This is a genomic window from Parageobacillus thermoglucosidasius (assembly GCF_001295365.1).
Classification (GTDB): Bacteria; Bacillota; Bacilli; order Bacillales; family Anoxybacillaceae; genus Parageobacillus; species Parageobacillus thermoglucosidasius.
Map to the genome: position 1 here is coordinate 1,689,952 of NZ_CP012712.1, position 15,859 is coordinate 1,705,810.

The following is a 15,859-nucleotide window of genomic DNA, read 5'->3' on the forward strand; positions in this document are numbered from 1 at the left end:
ATCCAGCGCCTATTTCATTGTTGCGGACAACTTCGGCAATTTCGATTGGGATGATTCGTTTTTTTGGTAATTGCTTCTGAAAGCAAGCATCGTCAAATAGCTTAACACACCAAATAAACAAGAAATAAATAGGGCGTGCGCAAGAGCGATATATAAGTTTAAATTAGTAAATACGATCATTGCCCCTGTCACGATTTGCAGCATAACGAGAATGAGAGAAATCATCCAGCTCCAGTAAATGGCCGCTTGCTGTCTATATTGCTTGGCCGCATGCACCGTCGCGGCAATCATCCATATGAGAAGCAGCGCGGCGGCAATCCGGTGTCCCATTTGCACCCATTCATGAAGCTGTACGGGGATGATTCGTGTTTTCGCACAGAGCGGCCAGCTTGGACAAGCTAAGCTTGCCTCCATATGGCGGACTAGCGCTCCCGTATAAACAACAATATAGCAATAGGAAATAATGCCGTAAATATGAAATTTCATTTTGGAGTCGATCACCAATGATTCGGCAGCGAATTTTTTATCGACTTCAAAAATTAGCAGCGTCAGCAAAAATACAGAAGCGAATGAAATAAGCGAAATTCCGAAATGCAAAGCGAGTACGAAATCAGATTGTCCCCATACGACAGCAGCGGCGCCAATCAAGCCTTGAAGAACAAGGAATATAAACGATACAGCCGCCAAAAACTTTGTTTCACGAATATGGCCGATGGCGCGCCATGCCCAAATCGACAATATGAGCACCATGATGCCAGCGACGCCGGATACGACGCGGTGGCTGAGCTCGATAACAAGCTCAGGCGTAATTTCCGACGGGATCAGCTGGCCGTTGCAAAGCGGCCATGACCGCCCGCATCCCATTCCAGAATCTGTTTTTGTCACTAACGCTCCACCAATCAACACGAATAACATTGCCAATGTCGTTAGTGTGGCAAACCACTTTAATGAACGTTGCAACATTTTCACCTTCCTGTATTAAAAAATATTGTTTTGTCAATAATTCCAATGTAAACTCTGTGCTGATATCATTAATATTACACGAAAGCGGTGACAAGAGCAATTTCGCCACTGTCCATTTTACATGCATGCCGCTAAAAAATAAACAGTGATGGAGGAGAACTGGTTTATGAAACTCACATTTCCATATTGAATAATGTTAAGAAGTTTGCTAGAAATATTAATGGGATAAAAAGCGCTTTCGTTTAGCGCTAGGAAACGGGTTGTTCCATCCCCATTCAAAAAATTGACACAAATTACTCAAAAAAAATTCACAATCCGTTAAAAAAGTGTGATTTAATATACATATAGAAAACAGGTTTTCATGACAAATAGTGACAAATAGAAGGTACAAATAGGAGATACTTTTCTTTTTAAATGTGTTACAATACGTTATGATGAATGATGAAAAATCGCTGCATGGTGTATCCCGCATTTTGCGATGCTATTGTTGGAAAAGCGTCGCTGGCGCACTTGCAGTAAGGAGGAACGAAATGATGGCAAATTTGAAAGCGGCGCAGGAAACGACGATTCCATTAGAAGAGCGCCCGCATGCAAATATAAAATCGGTTTGGAAGGAAATATCAGCGGTTATTAAAATCGGAATTGTCCATTCCAATTTAATTACGACATTTACTGGATTATGGCTCGCTTTACATTTTATGGGGGAAAAATTTTTGGAAAACCTCCATGTTGTCTTTTTTACTTTATTTGGCTCTGCGCTTATTATTGCTGGTTCATGCAGTGTTAACAACTATATCGACCGTGATATTGACCATTTAATGGAACGAACGAAAAACCGTCCGACTGTCACAGGGACGATAGAGCCGAAACGTGTGCTGTGGCTTGGGATCATTTTAATAACAGTAGGAACGTTGAGCTTGTTGATGACGACAGTTGCTGCGGCCATTTTCGGATTGATTGGTGTTGTGACATATGTGTTTTTATATACGATGTGGACAAAGCGAAATTATACGTTGAATACGGTTGTTGGAAGCATCGCTGGAGCGATACCTCCGGTGATAGGATGGGCGGCGGTTGATCCGCATTTTCATGTTGTCCCATTCATTCTGTTTTTATTAATGTTTTTATGGCAGCCTCCGCATTTTTTGGCGCTGGCGATGAAACGATGTGAGGAATATCGGGCAGCAGGGATTCCGATGCTGCCGGTCGTCCATGGTTTTGCGATGACGAAACGGCAAATGGTAATATGGGTCGCGTGCCTGTTGCCACTACCGTTTTATTTATTTTCATTAGGCACGCCGTTTTTAACGATTGCTACGTTGTTAAACGTAGGATGGCTCATATTGGGGCTATATGGATTTAAAATGAAGGATGACGTAAAATGGGCAAAATGGATGTTTGTGTACTCGCTGAACTATTTGACGATTTTATTCGTTGCAATGGTCATTGTGACGATTGACTAGCTTATTTGTCCAGTTCGTTTATAATTCTTTCTATCACACAGAAAGAATTTATATACTTTTTTATTATGAAAATTAAAGAGAAAGAGGGGTTTGATTAGGCTATGAAAAAGTGGCTACATAGTTGGCGCTTATTGTCTCTTTTTGGCGCAATGGCGTTTTTATTGGCCGGCTGTGGCAAGCCGTTTTTGTCAACGCTTCAGCCAGCCGGCGAAGTGGCAGACAAGCAGTATTCGCTCATGCTGCTTAGCACGGCCATCATGGTTTTCGTTGTCGTTGTTGTCACAGTTATCTTTGTATACGTTGTCATTCGCTTCCGGCAACGTAAAGGCCAAGAAAACAAAATTCCAAAACAAGTGGAAGGAAACCATAAACTTGAAATTACCTGGACTGTCATACCGATTATTCTTTTGATTATTTTGGCAGTTCCGACAGTGAAAGCGGCGTTCGATCTTGCTGATGTTAAGCCGATGAACAAAGAAAAGCGGGATAAAGACACGCTTGTTGTCAACGTTCGCGCAAACCTTTACTGGTGGGAATTTGAATATCCGGATTATGGAGTAATTACAAGCCAAGATTTAGTCGTTCCGACAGATGAGCGGGTGTACTTTAATTTAAAAGCATCCGATGTAAAACACTCCTTCTGGATTCCTGCGGTTGGCGGGAAAATGGACACGAACACTGATAATAAGAACCAATTTTGGTTAGAATTTGACCAAAAAGGTGCTGAAAAAGCAGGCGGCATTTTCTATGGAAAATGCGCGGAGCTTTGCGGTCCTTCCCATGCGTTGATGGATTTTAAAGTCAAAGCAGTTCCAAGAGAAGAATTTAATCAATGGATCGAAAAAATGAAAAACGCTACTAAACCGGTTGTTACAGATCCAGTCGCTAAGCAAGGGGAAGAAATTTTCAACAAAAGCTGTATCGGCTGCCACGCTGTTACTCCGGTGGATAAACGCCCAGAGCAAGCGCGCACAGCTCCGAACTTAGGAAACTTTGGCGATCGGGAACGCATTGCCGGTATTTTGGAGCATAATGAAGAGAACTTGAAAAAATGGCTGAAAGATCCGGAAAGTGTGAAACCAGGAAACAAAATGACAGGCACTTACGGTCAATTGACTGACGAGCAAGTTGATGCATTGACGAAATATTTAATGAGCTTAAAAGTTGAATAATGAGGGAAATCTGCTAAAAAGGGGGTTACAATCGTGAGTACGGCAGCTCGTAAAAAGAGCTTAATATGGGATTACCTTACAACCGTCGACCATAAAAAAATCGCAATTCTTTATTTAACTGCTGGTGGTCTCTTTTTCCTTATCGGCGGTCTTGAGGCGCTTCTTATGCGCATCCAGCTGATGAAGCCGAACAACGACTTTTTAACTGGCGACCTGTTTAACCAAGTGATGACGATGCACGGTACAACGATGATTTTCTTCGCGGCGACGCCTTTATTGTTCGCGTTGATGAATGCGATTGTACCGTTGCAAATCGGCGCGCGTGATGTCGCGTTCCCGTTTTTGAACGCGTTAGGGTTCTGGTTGTTTTTCTTCGGTGGAGTGTTTTTAAACTGTGCGTGGTTTTTAGGCGGTGCGCCTGATGCGGGTTGGACGTCTTACGCTTCTTTATCGCTCGAATCACCGGGACACGGAATTGATTTTTACTTGTTAGGTTTGCAAATTTCCGGTCTTGGCACATTAATTAGCGGTATTAACTTTCTTGTTACGATCGTGACAATGCGCGCACCAGGCATGACGTTCATGCGCATGCCGATGTTTACTTGGACGACATTCGTTGCTTCTGCACTGATTTTATTCGCGTTCCCGCCATTGACGATCGGCTTGCTTTTATTGATGTTGGACCGCTTGTTTGGCGCTAATTTCTTCAATCCGGCATTAGGTGGGAACACGATTATCTACGAGCACTTATTCTGGATTTTCGGTCACCCGGAAGTATATATCTTAGTATTGCCGGCATTCGGGATTTTCTCTGAAATTATTGCGACGTTCTCGCGAAAACGCTTATTCGGATACTCTTCGATGGTATTTGCGGTCGTATTAATCGGATTTTTAGGATTTATGGTGTGGGCTCACCATATGTTTACAGTCGGTTTAGGGCCTGTGGCCAACGCCATTTTTGCCGTGGCTACGATGGCGATTGCAGTTCCTACCGGTATTAAAGTCTTTAACTGGTTATTTACGATGTGGGGCGGAAACATCCGCTTTACAACGCCGATGTTATATGCGGTATGGTTCATTCCGTCATTTGTCACAGGCGGTGTGACAGGTGTCATGCTTGCATCAGCGCCGGCGGATTATCAATACCATGACACTTATTTCGTTGTGGCACACTTCCACTACGTTATCGTCGGCGGGGTTGTGTTTGCGCTCCTAGCCGGAACGCATTATTGGTGGCCGAAAATGTTCGGCAAGATGCTTAATGAAGCGTTAGGGAAAATTACGTTCTGGTTATTCTTTATTGGTTTCCATTTGACATTTTTTATCCAGCACTTCCTTGGCCTAATGGGAATGCCGCGCCGCGTATTTACATTCTTGCCAAACCAAGGATTGGATACTGGAAACCTTGTTAGTACAATTGGTGCCTTTTTCATGACGGCGGCTGTTATCATCCTTTTGATCAACATTGTGATCAGTTCTATCAATGGAAAAAAAGCGGAAGCGGACGCGTGGGGAGTCGGGCGTACGCTTGAGTGGGCTATCCCTTCTCCGGCGCCTGAATACAATTTTGCGCAAATCCCGCTTATCCGCGGTTTGGACGCTTACTGGCTTGAAAAAATGGAAGGCAAAAAAGGCTTGACTCCGGCAGAACCGCTTGGAGACATTCATATGCCAAATCCGTCTGTCTTGCCGTTTGTCATTTCGCTTGGCTTGTTTGTTGCTTCCTTTGGTTTCTTGTATCATAATGATTACTCTTGGGGCCTGCCAGTGGCGATTCTTGGATTAGTGATGACGTTCGGTTCTATGTTCTTGCGTTCGATCATTGACGACTATGGTTTCCACATTCATAAAGATGAGATTATCGAAGCGGAGAAAAAGGGGGTTAAGGCATAATGCATGTTGAAGAAAAATTAACGGCGGAAACATTTCCTGCTGAGCCTGAAAGAGCCACCCTCGAAGGGAAAAATAAATTTTTAGGATTTTGGTTTTTCTTAGGGGGCGAGACAGTTCTTTTCGCCTCCCTCTTTGCCACCTTCATCGCGCTAAGAGATAAAACGGCTGGGGGCCCAACATCAGAGGAACTATTCCAAATGCCGATTGTGTTTGTTTCCACAATGATCTTATTAACAAGTAGCTTAACAAGCGTCTATGCCATACATCATATGAAAAACTTTGATTTTAAAAAGATGCAGCTTTGGTTCGGTATAACAGTCTTGCTTGGTTTAGCTTTCCTAGGATTGGAAATTTTTGAGTTCTATGAGTATGTGCATGAAGGCTTTAAATATTCAACTAGCGCGTTTTCCTCTGCTTTTTATACGCTGGTCGGCCTGCACGGCAGCCACGTTGCATTTGGATTGTCATGGATTTTAACGCTTATGATCCGCAACGCAAAGCGCGGTTTGAATCTTTATAATGCTCCGAAGTTTTATGTGGCGAGCCTTTATTGGCACTTTATTGACGTCGTTTGGGTGTTTATTTTCACGGTTGTATACTTAATGGGAATGGTGGGGTGATGGTATGGCGCAGCACACAAATTTTGAAAATCCAAAGGTGAATTTGGAGTACCGCCGCAAAAAAAACGCTGAAGAAATGAAACACCAAGTTATTTCGTTTACATTGATGATTTTGTTAACGTTGATTTCGTTTTTCGCGGTCGGCTATGACAAGTTTTCGCATTGGTTTTCCGTTCCATTTATTCTTCTTCTTGCTATTGTGCAAGTGATGTTCCAATTGTATTATTTTATGCATATGAGCCATAAAGGCCATGAAATTCCGGCAATGTTCATGTATAGCGGTATGTTTGTTACTTTCTTGACCGTTTGGGCGTTTGCGACAATTGTTTGGTGGTAAGCAAAAAGGGGATCAGCTTTTTCCGCTGATTCCTTTTTTGTTAATGATAGCGTTTAACAATAGACAAACGTTATGAATGTAGTATAATGGAATGGGAAAGATTGAGGTGAATAAAGATGGCGTCATTGAGCATGTTTGGCTTTGTTGCGCTATGGAGCCCCTACTTCCTTGCATTTCTTTTGCTAGTGACATGGCTTTATTTTATGGTTGTCGGTCCGTGGCGAACCCGTTTTACAAATGAAGGGCCGCCGACACGTAAGCAAAAAGTGTATTTTGTCTTGGGCATCGTATTGCTTTACGTTTGCCAAGGTTCTCCCATCGATTTGCTTGGCCATTTGATATTTAGCGCCCATATGGTACAAATGGCAATCTTAAATTTGCTTGTTCCGCAATTGCTTATTTTAGGAATACCGAATTGGCTATTTGAGCGGCTCTTGCAAATTCGGCCGGTAAAGGCAACCGTAACGTTTTTGACAAAACCGCTTGTTGCACTCGTTTTATTTAACGGATTGTTCTCGCTTTATCACGTTCCATTTGTTTTTGATTTAGTGAAAAGCAATGCGCTTTACCATGCGGTAATGACGTCAATGATTTTTATCGCCGCGTGGATGATGTGGTGGCCGCTCATCAATAAAATGACTGGCTGGCAGTCTCTTACCGGCCTTAAAAAGATAGGGTATATTTTTGCAGACGGTGTTTTGTTGACGCCAGCGTGCGCTTTGATTATTTTCGCGGGCAAGCCGTTATATGCGACTTATTACGATCCGCAAATGTGGATGGAGTCGCTTGCCCTTTGCGTGCCTGCTGGGACGTTAGCTTCCCTTGACTTAACAGGACCAGAGATGTTCTTTTCGATTCCGCTTCTCCATGATCAGCAGCTTGGCGGTATATTAATGAAAATTATTCAAGAAATCGTTTATGGTACTATGCTCTTTTTCGTCTTTATGGAATGGTACCGCAAAGAGCAAGAAAAAGAAAAAGAAGAAACAGTTGTATCACCGCAACCTTCTGAATTGTGATATTTTAGACATTATCATAAACATTAAGATAGTATAGAAAGGAAAGGGATATGGAACATTCATTTCCTATTTTACCAACTATTAGTACTAGTTGTATTGTCATAAGCGCGGTGCTAGTAGGGTATGGGTGGTACTTAATACGGCAACGGAACGTCGAAGCGCATAAAAAAGTCATGTTATCGGCAGCCTCGTTTGCCCTATTGTTTTTTATCATTTATATATCAAGAACCTTATTTATTGGGAACACCAGCTTCGGCGGCCCTGAAAGCATCCGAATATACTACACGATATTCTTAATCTTCCATATTTTCTTAGCGGCGGTAGGAGCCGTTTTCGGAATTGTTACGATATTATCGGGATTAAAAAATAATCTTATCAGACATAAACGGTTAGGCCCTATTACGAGCGTAGTTTGGTTTTGCACGGCTGTTACCGGCGTAGCCGTATATTTGCTCCTGTATGTATTTTACCGCGGTGGAGAAACGACATCGATGATTAAAGCGATTTTAGGATTTTAAAAAAACCCGACTTTATGTCGGGTTTTTATATACTGGCGAAACCTGTTGAGCCTTTGTGTGCCATTCTGGCGTGCGCGCCTTATTCAGACATAAGGGAATGCGACGACGTCCGGGTAAAATGGCAGATACGCTTTTTGGCAGGGAACAACGAAAAAGAGCGGCATATTGCATAAAATAAAACGTGCCGCTCATTCGTGCGTCAGGGCTGATCAAAAATGAAGGGGGGAGTGACAGAAATCGTTCGCTTCCGAAAACGCACCGTAGCTCAATCGGCTGTGTGCACAATTGTTATGATGTGCCTGCAAGAAAAGAAAGAAATCGTGGGCGAAGAAACAACGGTTAATGTCGTTTTTACGAACGACCGCCATTGCACGGTATCAGTTGCGTTAACAATGGTGTATGGCATCCCGATTATCTCTTTGTGCACGGAATTGCAGCAAAAAATTATTCATGAAGTGGAAATGATGACCCCTTTTATTGTAGAACAAGTGCATCTATTCGTGCAACGCCTCGTGATGTGTCCAACAAAAGACGGAGAACAAAACGCATGAGTCTTCCCCCATGCGTTTTGTTTTTATTGTTGAATGTTATTAAGATCTTCTTTCACTTTTGTTAAAATCGTTTGGCATTGATTCACTAATGATGAAGGAAAATGTTCGTCTTCTCCATATTCGACGCCATGCGGGTAGTAATGCTTTCCGAGTATTGGGGTCAACAGCTTAATTAGCGCGTAGCGCGAGTCGACGTCCCCTTCCACCGCGTAACCTTGGATGCGGAGATAGTAAACGTCGTTTTTAATTTGAAATTTGCGATCATATGTAACACGCTCATAGTCCCATTGTCCTGCACGCACAAAGCCATGCTTTTCAAGCAAATCGTCCAATAGGGACAGCTCCACTGTTTGATTTTCGATACCGGTATTTTCGAATCTCATAGTTATTCCTCCTATAATGAAACGATGTGTTGTTGGCACGTGAAAAATAAGACGCTCTCTCATTTATAATAGTATGAAAGCGGTCAACTTTCAATGAATACCTTACTTCGCCATAAAAGTTTTTGTATATGCCGTTATTTTTTGGTGAAACTAATGGCGGAAGGGAGAGATGAATGATGCAGACAGTGCATGAGGTGATGACGACTGATGTCGAATATTGCACACCTGTCGATAATGTATATGAAGCAGCGGTAAAAATGCGCGATTTTAACGTTGGCGCGATTCCAATTGTTGATCATGGGCAATTGATCGGAATGATTACCGACCGCGATTTAGTCGTGCGCGGAATTGCAGCAAAGCGTCCCGGTTCTACACCAGTGACGGAAGTGATGAGCGATAAATTAATTACGATAGCTCCTGATGCGTCTGTACAGGAGGCTGCAAAGAAAATGGCGGAGCATCAGATTCGCCGCCTTCCCGTTGTGGAACACGGCAGGCTGGTGGGAATCGTTTCTCTTGGCGATCTTGCGGTAAATCGCGATTCAGATGAAAGTGCTGGACACGCATTAACGGAAATTTCGAATCCTGATTTTTAACATTAAACAACTAAAAATAATCGATGCGCAAAATTCCCCTGAAGAGCAGGGGATTTTGTTTTTTCGTTTTTTTGCTATAGAAAAACGGATATAATGGCAATAGGATCATCTTTTTCGGAAAGCGAGAGTTGCCGTGTGAAATGGTTTCTTCTTGTGTTGTTGCTATTAATTGGGTTTTATTATTTTGCACCAAGCACGCCGCCATTGAGTCCCCCTCAAGAAACAGAACAAAAAGACGATATGATAAAAGAGCCGAAAGTCGAGAATGGCATTCTTTCTTTGATTGGCAAAACGGAAAAGGAAGTGAAAGAAAAGTTTGGTTCACCGACGCGAATAGATGCTTCTGCCTATGATTACGAATGGTGGATTTACCACCGGGAAGCAGGTTCATATTTTCAAGTTGGGGTCATGGACGGCCGTGTCGTTACGGCATTTATATGTGGAGAAGATGTTAATGTTAAGCCATTTTACATTGGCCAGCCGATTCAAGACGTGTTTAAGACGATGCCTGTTTTGGAAAATGTGGAAATAAAGTTGCGCACGGGAACATATCGTTTTGAGCTGTCCGAACAAGATTACGCCACCAGGCCGGTTGTGAAAATCGGCAACGTTTATGCGCAATTGTATGTCGACCGTTTTACCGGGAAGATTTCGAGCATTCGTCTTATGACTGCGGAAACGTTCGTGAAAATGCGGCCGTATGAGCTTGTTTACCGCGGCCATTTGCTGAATCCGGAGCCTTTGTCCGCCAAACGGCAGCGGGAAGTAGAAATCGCGAACGCCAAACAAATTTTTGATATTACAAACGTCATCCGCCAACATTATCGTGTTAAGCCGGTTCGCTGGCACGAGGAAGCGGCGAAAGTCGCTTATATGCATAGCAAAGATATGAAAGAGAATCAGTTTTTTTCGCATGAATCCCCAAAATCCGGCGATTTAAAAGACCGGCTATTAGCTGCAAATATTCAATTCCAAATGGCGGGAGAAAATATTGCCGCACATCATATTGATGCCATTGAAGCGGTGCAAGGATGGCTGAACAGCAAAAGCCATCGTGAAACATTATTAAATGAACAATTTACGGATCTTGGCGTCGGCGTTTCCGGTGCTTATTATACGCAAGATTTTTTAAAGCCATGGCCGTGAAAAATGGGCGCACGTAAAACAGATAGAGGTGATAGTATATGGTAGATAGGCGGAAACGATGAGGGGGGATATTCATGGCAAAACCTCTGCATCCTTCGGTAGAAAAATTTAAACAGTTTGTCCGGAAGCATCCAAAAATCATCCAAGAAGTGCGCAGCGGCAAAAAAACGTGGAAGGAATTTTACGAGGATTGGTATTTATTTGGCGAGGACGATGAAATTTGGAAAAATTATAAACAACATCAAGCGTCAATGAAGCACACAGAAAAAAGCAACAGGTGGATCGAAAAAATCACGAATATGTTGCAAAATATGGATGCCGATGAAGTGCAAAAGTATCTCGCGAACGTGCAGCAAGCGATTGCTACCATCCAAAGTATGATTATGCAATTTCAAGGGAGCCAAGAACAACCGCATACGCAGCAGCCAGGACAAAATGAACGACCGTTTTCATTTCGCAAAGACTAGAGGGAACACCGATGAGAAAAGAAGTGATTCAATATATTCGAACGAAAAAAATGTTGCAATCGTTTATTCGCGAAGAACCGCGCTGGTACCGCCTTCTTTCCCGCTATCCGCATCAGCTGCCGTCTTTTGAGATTGCCGCGCTTCATTATTATGGACAGACGATTCCGCATAAAGTGGAGAAAATCGCTAATTCCCTGCAAATGGCCTCTTTGATGTTTCATCTGTTTCAAAAAAGTGATGTGTGATTAATTTTGGTAAAAAAGCAAAGACTACTTTCTAAAGGGAGTGATGTCTTTGCCAAAGCAGATCATGATTTTGTTTTTGTTTCTTTTCGCGATTTTCGGAGCATGGACGCCGAAAGCAAAGGTTTTTAGTGCTGCTCCTGTCATGGCGCAGCAAGAAAACAACTATTTTCATGTTAAGCATGACGTGAAAGGGAACAATGTATTGATTGAATGCATTGCGCCTCGTTTTCCGTTTCAAACTGGAACAGGCGGGGGACATATTAACGTATATGTTAACGAGCAAAAAGTGAATGAAGTATATACCGCGGCATTTATGTTGCAGGGATTGCCAGCCGGAAGACATGCTGTGCGCGTGGAACTTGTGTATAATGATGGGAAAATAACCGGGCTGTCACATGAATTTACGGTGACGATCCCATAAGAAAAAGTCTGACTTGCTTTGTCAGACTTTTTTATTGTGCCAGCTTCATCGCTTTCCTTTCCGATCTATCTCATGGTATCATAATATAGGAGGTGCCAATAACGTGATTATCGCAACTCTCGAGCGACTCGAGATTTTAAATAAAGCAGAATCATTAGCCAAAATGATTGCGCAATCGGAAGTGGCGGAAGAATACCGCCGCTGTTTGCGGCGCCTTAGGGAAGATCGTGCCGCTCAAGACATTATCGCGCGTTTTACAAAGGCAAAGGAGCGTTATGAGGAAGTACAGCGCTTTGGAAAATATCATCCCGATTATCGTACGGTGATGAAAGAAGTGCGTGAGGCAAAACGGGAACTTGATTTCCATGAGACGATTGCCGATTTTAAAAAGGCGGAAAACGCCATGCAACAATTGTTGGATGAAATCAGCATGTTAATTGGAAAAGCAGTATCCGACAATGTCAAAGTGCCGACAGGAAACCCGTATTTCTTGTCAGGAGGTTGTTCAGGCGGATGCGGCGCAGGGGGAAGCTGCGGCTGCCGCGCACAGTAATCGCATACAAAAGGGGAATGGTAATATGTTTCCAAAACGCCAAGGAATCATCGTCTGGCTACATTCGCTAAAACATAGCAAACATCTGCGCAAATTCGGCAATATCCATTACGTTTCGAAACGGTTAAAATACGCGGTTTTGTATTGCGATATGGAGCAAGTGGACGAAATGATGAAAAAACTGGCTTCCTTGCCATTTGTTAAAAAGGTTGAACCGTCTTATCGGCCGTTTTTGAAACTAGAATTTGAATCAAAAAAAGGAGAAAAAGAAAAAGACTCTCCTTATCCGTTAGGATATTCACCGGAATAAAAAAGGCTGATTTTCTTAAGGAAAGTCAGCCGTTTTTTTATTCCGGTCATTGGAGCGGAGGAATAAACCGGTTCATCCGCATGATGCCGATTAAGTGTTGATAATATAAGTCCAAGTCAGCAAAAAATGTCGAAGGCTTCACTTCTAAATGAATAATCTCTGTTTCTAGTTCTTTCGCCAGCTGGACGAATAAATCGTATCGTTTGCTTGGCTTAACGTGCGGATTAGGAATTCCTTCGCGGCAAATATACAGCGGTTGAAAATCGCCAGGATCGGTTGGATACAAAACGACAACGCACGACGTCACCGGCTGGCCGTTTTTCACCGTATGAAAAGCAAAAAGCCCGGAAAGACGATGCCGGTTAGCTCTGGCCAGCTCAATGAGTTCGTATATATCTGAATAACCTTCCCCCAGCTCGATAAAACGCTGAATCATCTGTATCCCCCTTACTATGTTTGTCCATACATAACTTTAATCATTGTTTGGCAAAATTTCAAACAAGAAATTGCCGCATTTGCTGGAAAAATAAAAAAACCCTGCGGCATACGCCCGCAGGTTTCCTTAGCGTTTACTTGTCCCTCGCGCATCGGTAGGAAACAAGTAAACCAAAGGAAAGAAAAGGGAGAGGAGAAACCGGAGGAAGAACTTATGGGGAAACGTAAGTCTTCTCCGTGGTTGGCAACAATATCCGCATGGATGCTGCCATTACTCATTATGTCCAGTTTGCTAATTTATATACATGTTGCTATGAAATTTTCAGCTGTTTGACTATAATAAAGTTTATGATACGATAATGTTGCGAAATTGTGGCAAATGTGGTGAAAGAAATGAGGGTAATTTCAGGAAAATGCAAAGGCAGACGCCTGCAAGCGGTTCCAGGCATGTCGACAAGACCGACGACAGATAAAGTCAAAGAAGCGATATTTAATATGATTGGCCCGTATTTTTCCGGCGGAATGGGCCTTGATTTGTTTGGCGGCAGCGGCGGCCTTGGAATAGAAGCATTAAGCCGCGGGCTTGATCGAGTCATTTTTGTGGACCATGACGCAAAAGCGGTGCAAACGATCAAGAAAAATGTGGAAACGTGCCGGTTGTCAGAACAGGCAGAAATATACCGGAATGATGCGGAAAGGGCATTGAAGGCGATTGTTAAACGGGGGCTTCGTTTTCATCTCATTTTTCTGGATCCCCCGTACAAAGAACAAAAATTGCAGTCGATTCTTTCATTTATTGATGAACATGGGCTGCTTGAAGAAGATGGCGCTGTTGTTGCAGAACATTCTTCTGAAATGGATCTTGCTGAACATATCGGCCGTCTTGTAAAGTGGAAACATGAAGTATACGGAATTACTGCGATTTCGATCTACAGGTACACGGATCTGGAGAAAGGGGAATAGGAAATGGCGAGCATTGCAGTTTGTCCGGGAAGTTTTGATCCGGTTACATACGGGCATTTAGATATTATCAGGCGAGGGGCAAAAGTGTTTGACAGGGTGTATGTGGCGGTTCTTAACAATTCGTCGAAAAAACCGCTGTTTTCCGTCGAGGAGCGGATAGAACTGTTGCGGGAAGTGACGCGACCGTTTCCAAATGTGTTTGTGGAATCATTTCATGGGTTGCTTGTCGATTATGCGCGCAGCAAAAATGCCAACGCGATTTTGCGCGGTTTGCGGGCGGTGTCCGATTTTGAATATGAAATGCAAATCACGTCGATGAACCGCGTTCTTGATGAAAATATTGAGACGTTTTTTATGATGACAAACAGTCAGTACGCTTTTTTAAGCTCGAGCATTGTCAAAGAAGTGGCAAAGTATAATGGCAATATTTCTGATTTAGTGCCGCCGGTTGTGGAGGAAGCGTTAAGAAAAAAATTTGCTTCCCTTGCTTTTGAAAAAGATGCGGACAACCAAAATAACGGAAAGCTGACTTAAAAAAGAAGCATCTTTTTAAGTCAGCCTCATTATTGTCCTTTTTGCCATTGTACGGTGATAAGCCATATATACAAACATAAAAAAGCGATCGTAATCATTGGCCCGAATTGGTGCAGCAGCTGCCAATAATGATTCATCCAGTTTTGCGAGTATCCGATGAAAAATGCAGGAATAACGTGCGCATTTGCAGCGGCCGGATGGAGGTAGAGCGGTTTCCACAATACGTATGTAAAACATGCGGCAAAACACCCGTGCATGATTCTGGCGATAAAGAATGGTTTAAAGCGGATGTTTGCTTCAGCGAGGATGCTCGCTACTTGCGCTTGCACGGAAAATCCGCCAAAAGCAAGAATAAAACTTGTTGCCATTGTTTTTTCCAGCAGCTCAGCCCCATCGGCTTGGCTGATCATTTGGCTGCCAAGCGTAATTTCGAATAACCCGGAAATGATTGGAAGGCTCAGCTCTTTTGAAAGCTGGAACAAGTGAAGGGCGTATTGGACAATCACAGCGATATGTTGCGTAATATGCATCATGTAAAGAAGTTTATTCACGACGGAAAAAAGAATAATAAACCCGCCGATCATCAATAATGTTTGTACAGAAGAACGCACGGCGTCTCCCAACAATTTTCCAAGCGGCTGTTCGTTTTTAAGGCGCGTTTCGTGAAGCACCCGAAATGCATAGGGAAGAGAAAACGGATGATTAAGGCGTTTTTGTTTAGGACGTTCTTGCGATTTTCCATGAAATCGCATCACTATTCCTACGCAAATGTTTCCTATATAGTGGGAAAGTGCTAAAATAATCCCGATATTTGCATCATTAAAAAAACCAACTGATACCGCGCCAAAAATAAATAACGGATTGGATGAATTAGTAAATGAAGCCAGCCGTTCTGCTTCGACTGCGGAAATTTGCTTTTCCTGATAAAGCCGTGCCGTTAGTTTTGCACCTGATGGATAGCCGGAAGCCATTCCCATCGCCCAGACGAAACCGCCAACGCCGGGAACTCGAAAAAGCGGGCGCATGAGCGGTTCCAGCAAAACTCCGATCAATCGGACGACTCCGAAGCTAATCAGCAATTCAGAAACGATAAAAAACGGCAATAGCGATGGAAACACAACTTCCCACCACATATTTAACCCACGGATCGACGCTTCCAGTGATTGTTGCGGATAGCGAATTAATGACAGCGCAAATAAAGTGATCGCTGTAGCGAGAAAGATGGTTTTTGCTTTTGTTTTCATATGTGTTCTGCCTCCCGGTAGCGGCA

The 15,859-nt window shown here is 43.1% G+C and carries 21 protein-coding genes; 17 read left to right on the forward strand and 4 right to left on the reverse strand.

Translation table 11 applies throughout. The annotated features are described in order from the left end of the window. Positions 1-9: 9 nt before the first annotated feature. Positions 10-960, reverse strand: a complete 951-nt coding sequence (locus AOT13_RS08425; RefSeq protein WP_003252004.1) for a COX15/CtaA family protein — start codon at positions 958-960, stop codon at positions 10-12. Positions 961-1,496: 536 nt separating this feature from the next. On the opposite strand from AOT13_RS08425, the gene cyoE reads away from it, so the two are divergent. The 8 genes from cyoE to AOT13_RS08465 all read left to right on the forward strand — a co-directional run bounded on the left by cyoE (position 1,497) and on the right by AOT13_RS08465 (position 8,536). Then, a complete protein-coding gene (gene cyoE / locus AOT13_RS08430; RefSeq protein WP_003252002.1) occupies positions 1,497-2,426 on the forward strand; it encodes a heme o synthase in 930 nt (309 codons plus the stop codon). 101 nt (positions 2,427-2,527) lie between these two features. Then, on the forward strand, positions 2,528-3,598 hold the full coding sequence (gene coxB, locus AOT13_RS08435; RefSeq protein ID WP_013401320.1) for a cytochrome c oxidase subunit II: 1,071 nt from the start codon (positions 2,528-2,530) through the stop codon (positions 3,596-3,598). Between the two features lie 33 nt (positions 3,599-3,631). After that, positions 3,632-5,491: a cytochrome c oxidase subunit I gene (ctaD, locus tag AOT13_RS08440; protein ID WP_003251998.1), complete on the forward strand. Its 1,860-nt coding sequence runs from the start codon at positions 3,632-3,634 to the stop codon at positions 5,489-5,491. Further along, positions 5,491-6,111, forward strand: a complete 621-nt coding sequence (locus tag AOT13_RS08445; protein WP_003251996.1) for a cytochrome (ubi)quinol oxidase subunit III — start codon at positions 5,491-5,493, stop codon at positions 6,109-6,111. Before ctaD ends, AOT13_RS08445 begins: the two co-directional genes overlap by 1 nt. 4 nt (positions 6,112-6,115) lie before the next feature. Next, entirely contained in the window at positions 6,116-6,448 is a 333-nt protein-coding gene (gene ctaF / locus AOT13_RS08450) for a cytochrome c oxidase subunit IVB (protein ID WP_003251994.1), read from the forward strand. Between the two features lie 116 nt (positions 6,449-6,564). Next, on the forward strand, positions 6,565-7,467 hold the full coding sequence (gene ctaG / locus AOT13_RS08455) for a cytochrome c oxidase assembly factor CtaG (RefSeq protein WP_042383347.1): 903 nt from the start codon (positions 6,565-6,567) through the stop codon (positions 7,465-7,467). Between the two features lie 50 nt (positions 7,468-7,517). Continuing rightward, on the forward strand, positions 7,518-7,985 hold the full coding sequence (locus AOT13_RS08460; protein ID WP_042383345.1) for a DUF420 domain-containing protein: 468 nt from the start codon (positions 7,518-7,520) through the stop codon (positions 7,983-7,985). Positions 7,986-8,212: 227 nt separating this feature from the next. Then, positions 8,213-8,536, forward strand: a complete 324-nt coding sequence (locus AOT13_RS08465) for an Asp23/Gls24 family envelope stress response protein (RefSeq protein WP_230457048.1) — start codon at positions 8,213-8,215, stop codon at positions 8,534-8,536. A gap of 23 nt (positions 8,537-8,559) precedes the next feature. On the opposite strand, the gene AOT13_RS08470 is transcribed toward AOT13_RS08465, so the two are convergent. Continuing rightward, positions 8,560-8,919 (reverse strand): YugN family protein, encoded by a 360-nt coding sequence (locus AOT13_RS08470; RefSeq protein ID WP_003251985.1) that lies wholly within the window; start codon positions 8,917-8,919, stop codon positions 8,560-8,562. A 176-nt stretch (positions 8,920-9,095) separates the two neighbouring features. Between AOT13_RS08470 and AOT13_RS08475 the strand changes: the two genes are divergently transcribed. From AOT13_RS08475 to AOT13_RS08505, 7 genes are all read left to right on the forward strand, one after another. Next, entirely contained in the window at positions 9,096-9,515 is a 420-nt protein-coding gene (locus AOT13_RS08475) for a CBS domain-containing protein (protein WP_003251982.1), read from the forward strand. A 135-nt stretch (positions 9,516-9,650) separates the two neighbouring features. Further along, positions 9,651-10,661, forward strand: coding sequence for a CAP domain-containing protein (locus AOT13_RS08480; protein WP_003251980.1), 1,011 nt, complete (start codon positions 9,651-9,653; stop codon positions 10,659-10,661). Between the two features lie 74 nt (positions 10,662-10,735). Then, positions 10,736-11,128 (forward strand): YlbD family protein, encoded by a 393-nt coding sequence (gene ylbD / locus AOT13_RS08485; protein ID WP_003251978.1) that lies wholly within the window; start codon positions 10,736-10,738, stop codon positions 11,126-11,128. A gap of 11 nt (positions 11,129-11,139) precedes the next feature. After that, positions 11,140-11,373, forward strand: a complete 234-nt coding sequence (locus AOT13_RS08490) for a YlbE-like family protein (RefSeq protein WP_003251975.1) — start codon at positions 11,140-11,142, stop codon at positions 11,371-11,373. Between the two features lie 43 nt (positions 11,374-11,416). Further along, positions 11,417-11,794, forward strand: a complete 378-nt coding sequence (locus AOT13_RS08495; RefSeq protein WP_003251973.1) for a hypothetical protein — start codon at positions 11,417-11,419, stop codon at positions 11,792-11,794. Between the two features lie 103 nt (positions 11,795-11,897). Further along, positions 11,898-12,347 carry a YlbF/YmcA family competence regulator gene (locus AOT13_RS08500; RefSeq protein WP_042383342.1) on the forward strand — a complete coding sequence of 150 codons (450 nt, stop codon included), beginning with the start codon at positions 11,898-11,900 and terminating at the stop codon, positions 12,345-12,347. Between the two features lie 25 nt (positions 12,348-12,372). After that, on the forward strand, positions 12,373-12,657 hold the full coding sequence (locus AOT13_RS08505) for a YlbG family protein (protein ID WP_003251969.1): 285 nt from the start codon (positions 12,373-12,375) through the stop codon (positions 12,655-12,657). Between the two features lie 46 nt (positions 12,658-12,703). Here AOT13_RS08505 and AOT13_RS08510 read toward each other — a convergent pair whose 3' ends face one another. Continuing rightward, positions 12,704-13,093, reverse strand: a complete 390-nt coding sequence (locus AOT13_RS08510) for a DUF7147 family protein (protein ID WP_003251967.1) — start codon at positions 13,091-13,093, stop codon at positions 12,704-12,706. Between the two features lie 392 nt (positions 13,094-13,485). On the opposite strand from AOT13_RS08510, the gene rsmD reads away from it, so the two are divergent. Together rsmD and coaD are read left to right on the forward strand one after the other, a co-directional pair. Then, positions 13,486-14,055, forward strand: coding sequence for a 16S rRNA (guanine(966)-N(2))-methyltransferase RsmD (gene rsmD, locus AOT13_RS08515; RefSeq protein WP_003251965.1), 570 nt, complete (start codon positions 13,486-13,488; stop codon positions 14,053-14,055). Positions 14,056-14,058: 3 nt separating this feature from the next. After that, complete coding sequence (gene coaD, locus AOT13_RS08520) at positions 14,059-14,589, forward strand: pantetheine-phosphate adenylyltransferase (RefSeq protein WP_003251964.1); 531 nt, start codon at positions 14,059-14,061, stop codon at positions 14,587-14,589. 29 nt (positions 14,590-14,618) lie between these two features. Here coaD and ylbJ read toward each other — a convergent pair whose 3' ends face one another. Then, positions 14,619-15,833: a sporulation integral membrane protein YlbJ gene (gene ylbJ / locus AOT13_RS08525; protein ID WP_003251962.1), complete on the reverse strand. Its 1,215-nt coding sequence runs from the start codon at positions 15,831-15,833 to the stop codon at positions 14,619-14,621. Positions 15,834-15,859 lie beyond the last annotated feature (26 nt).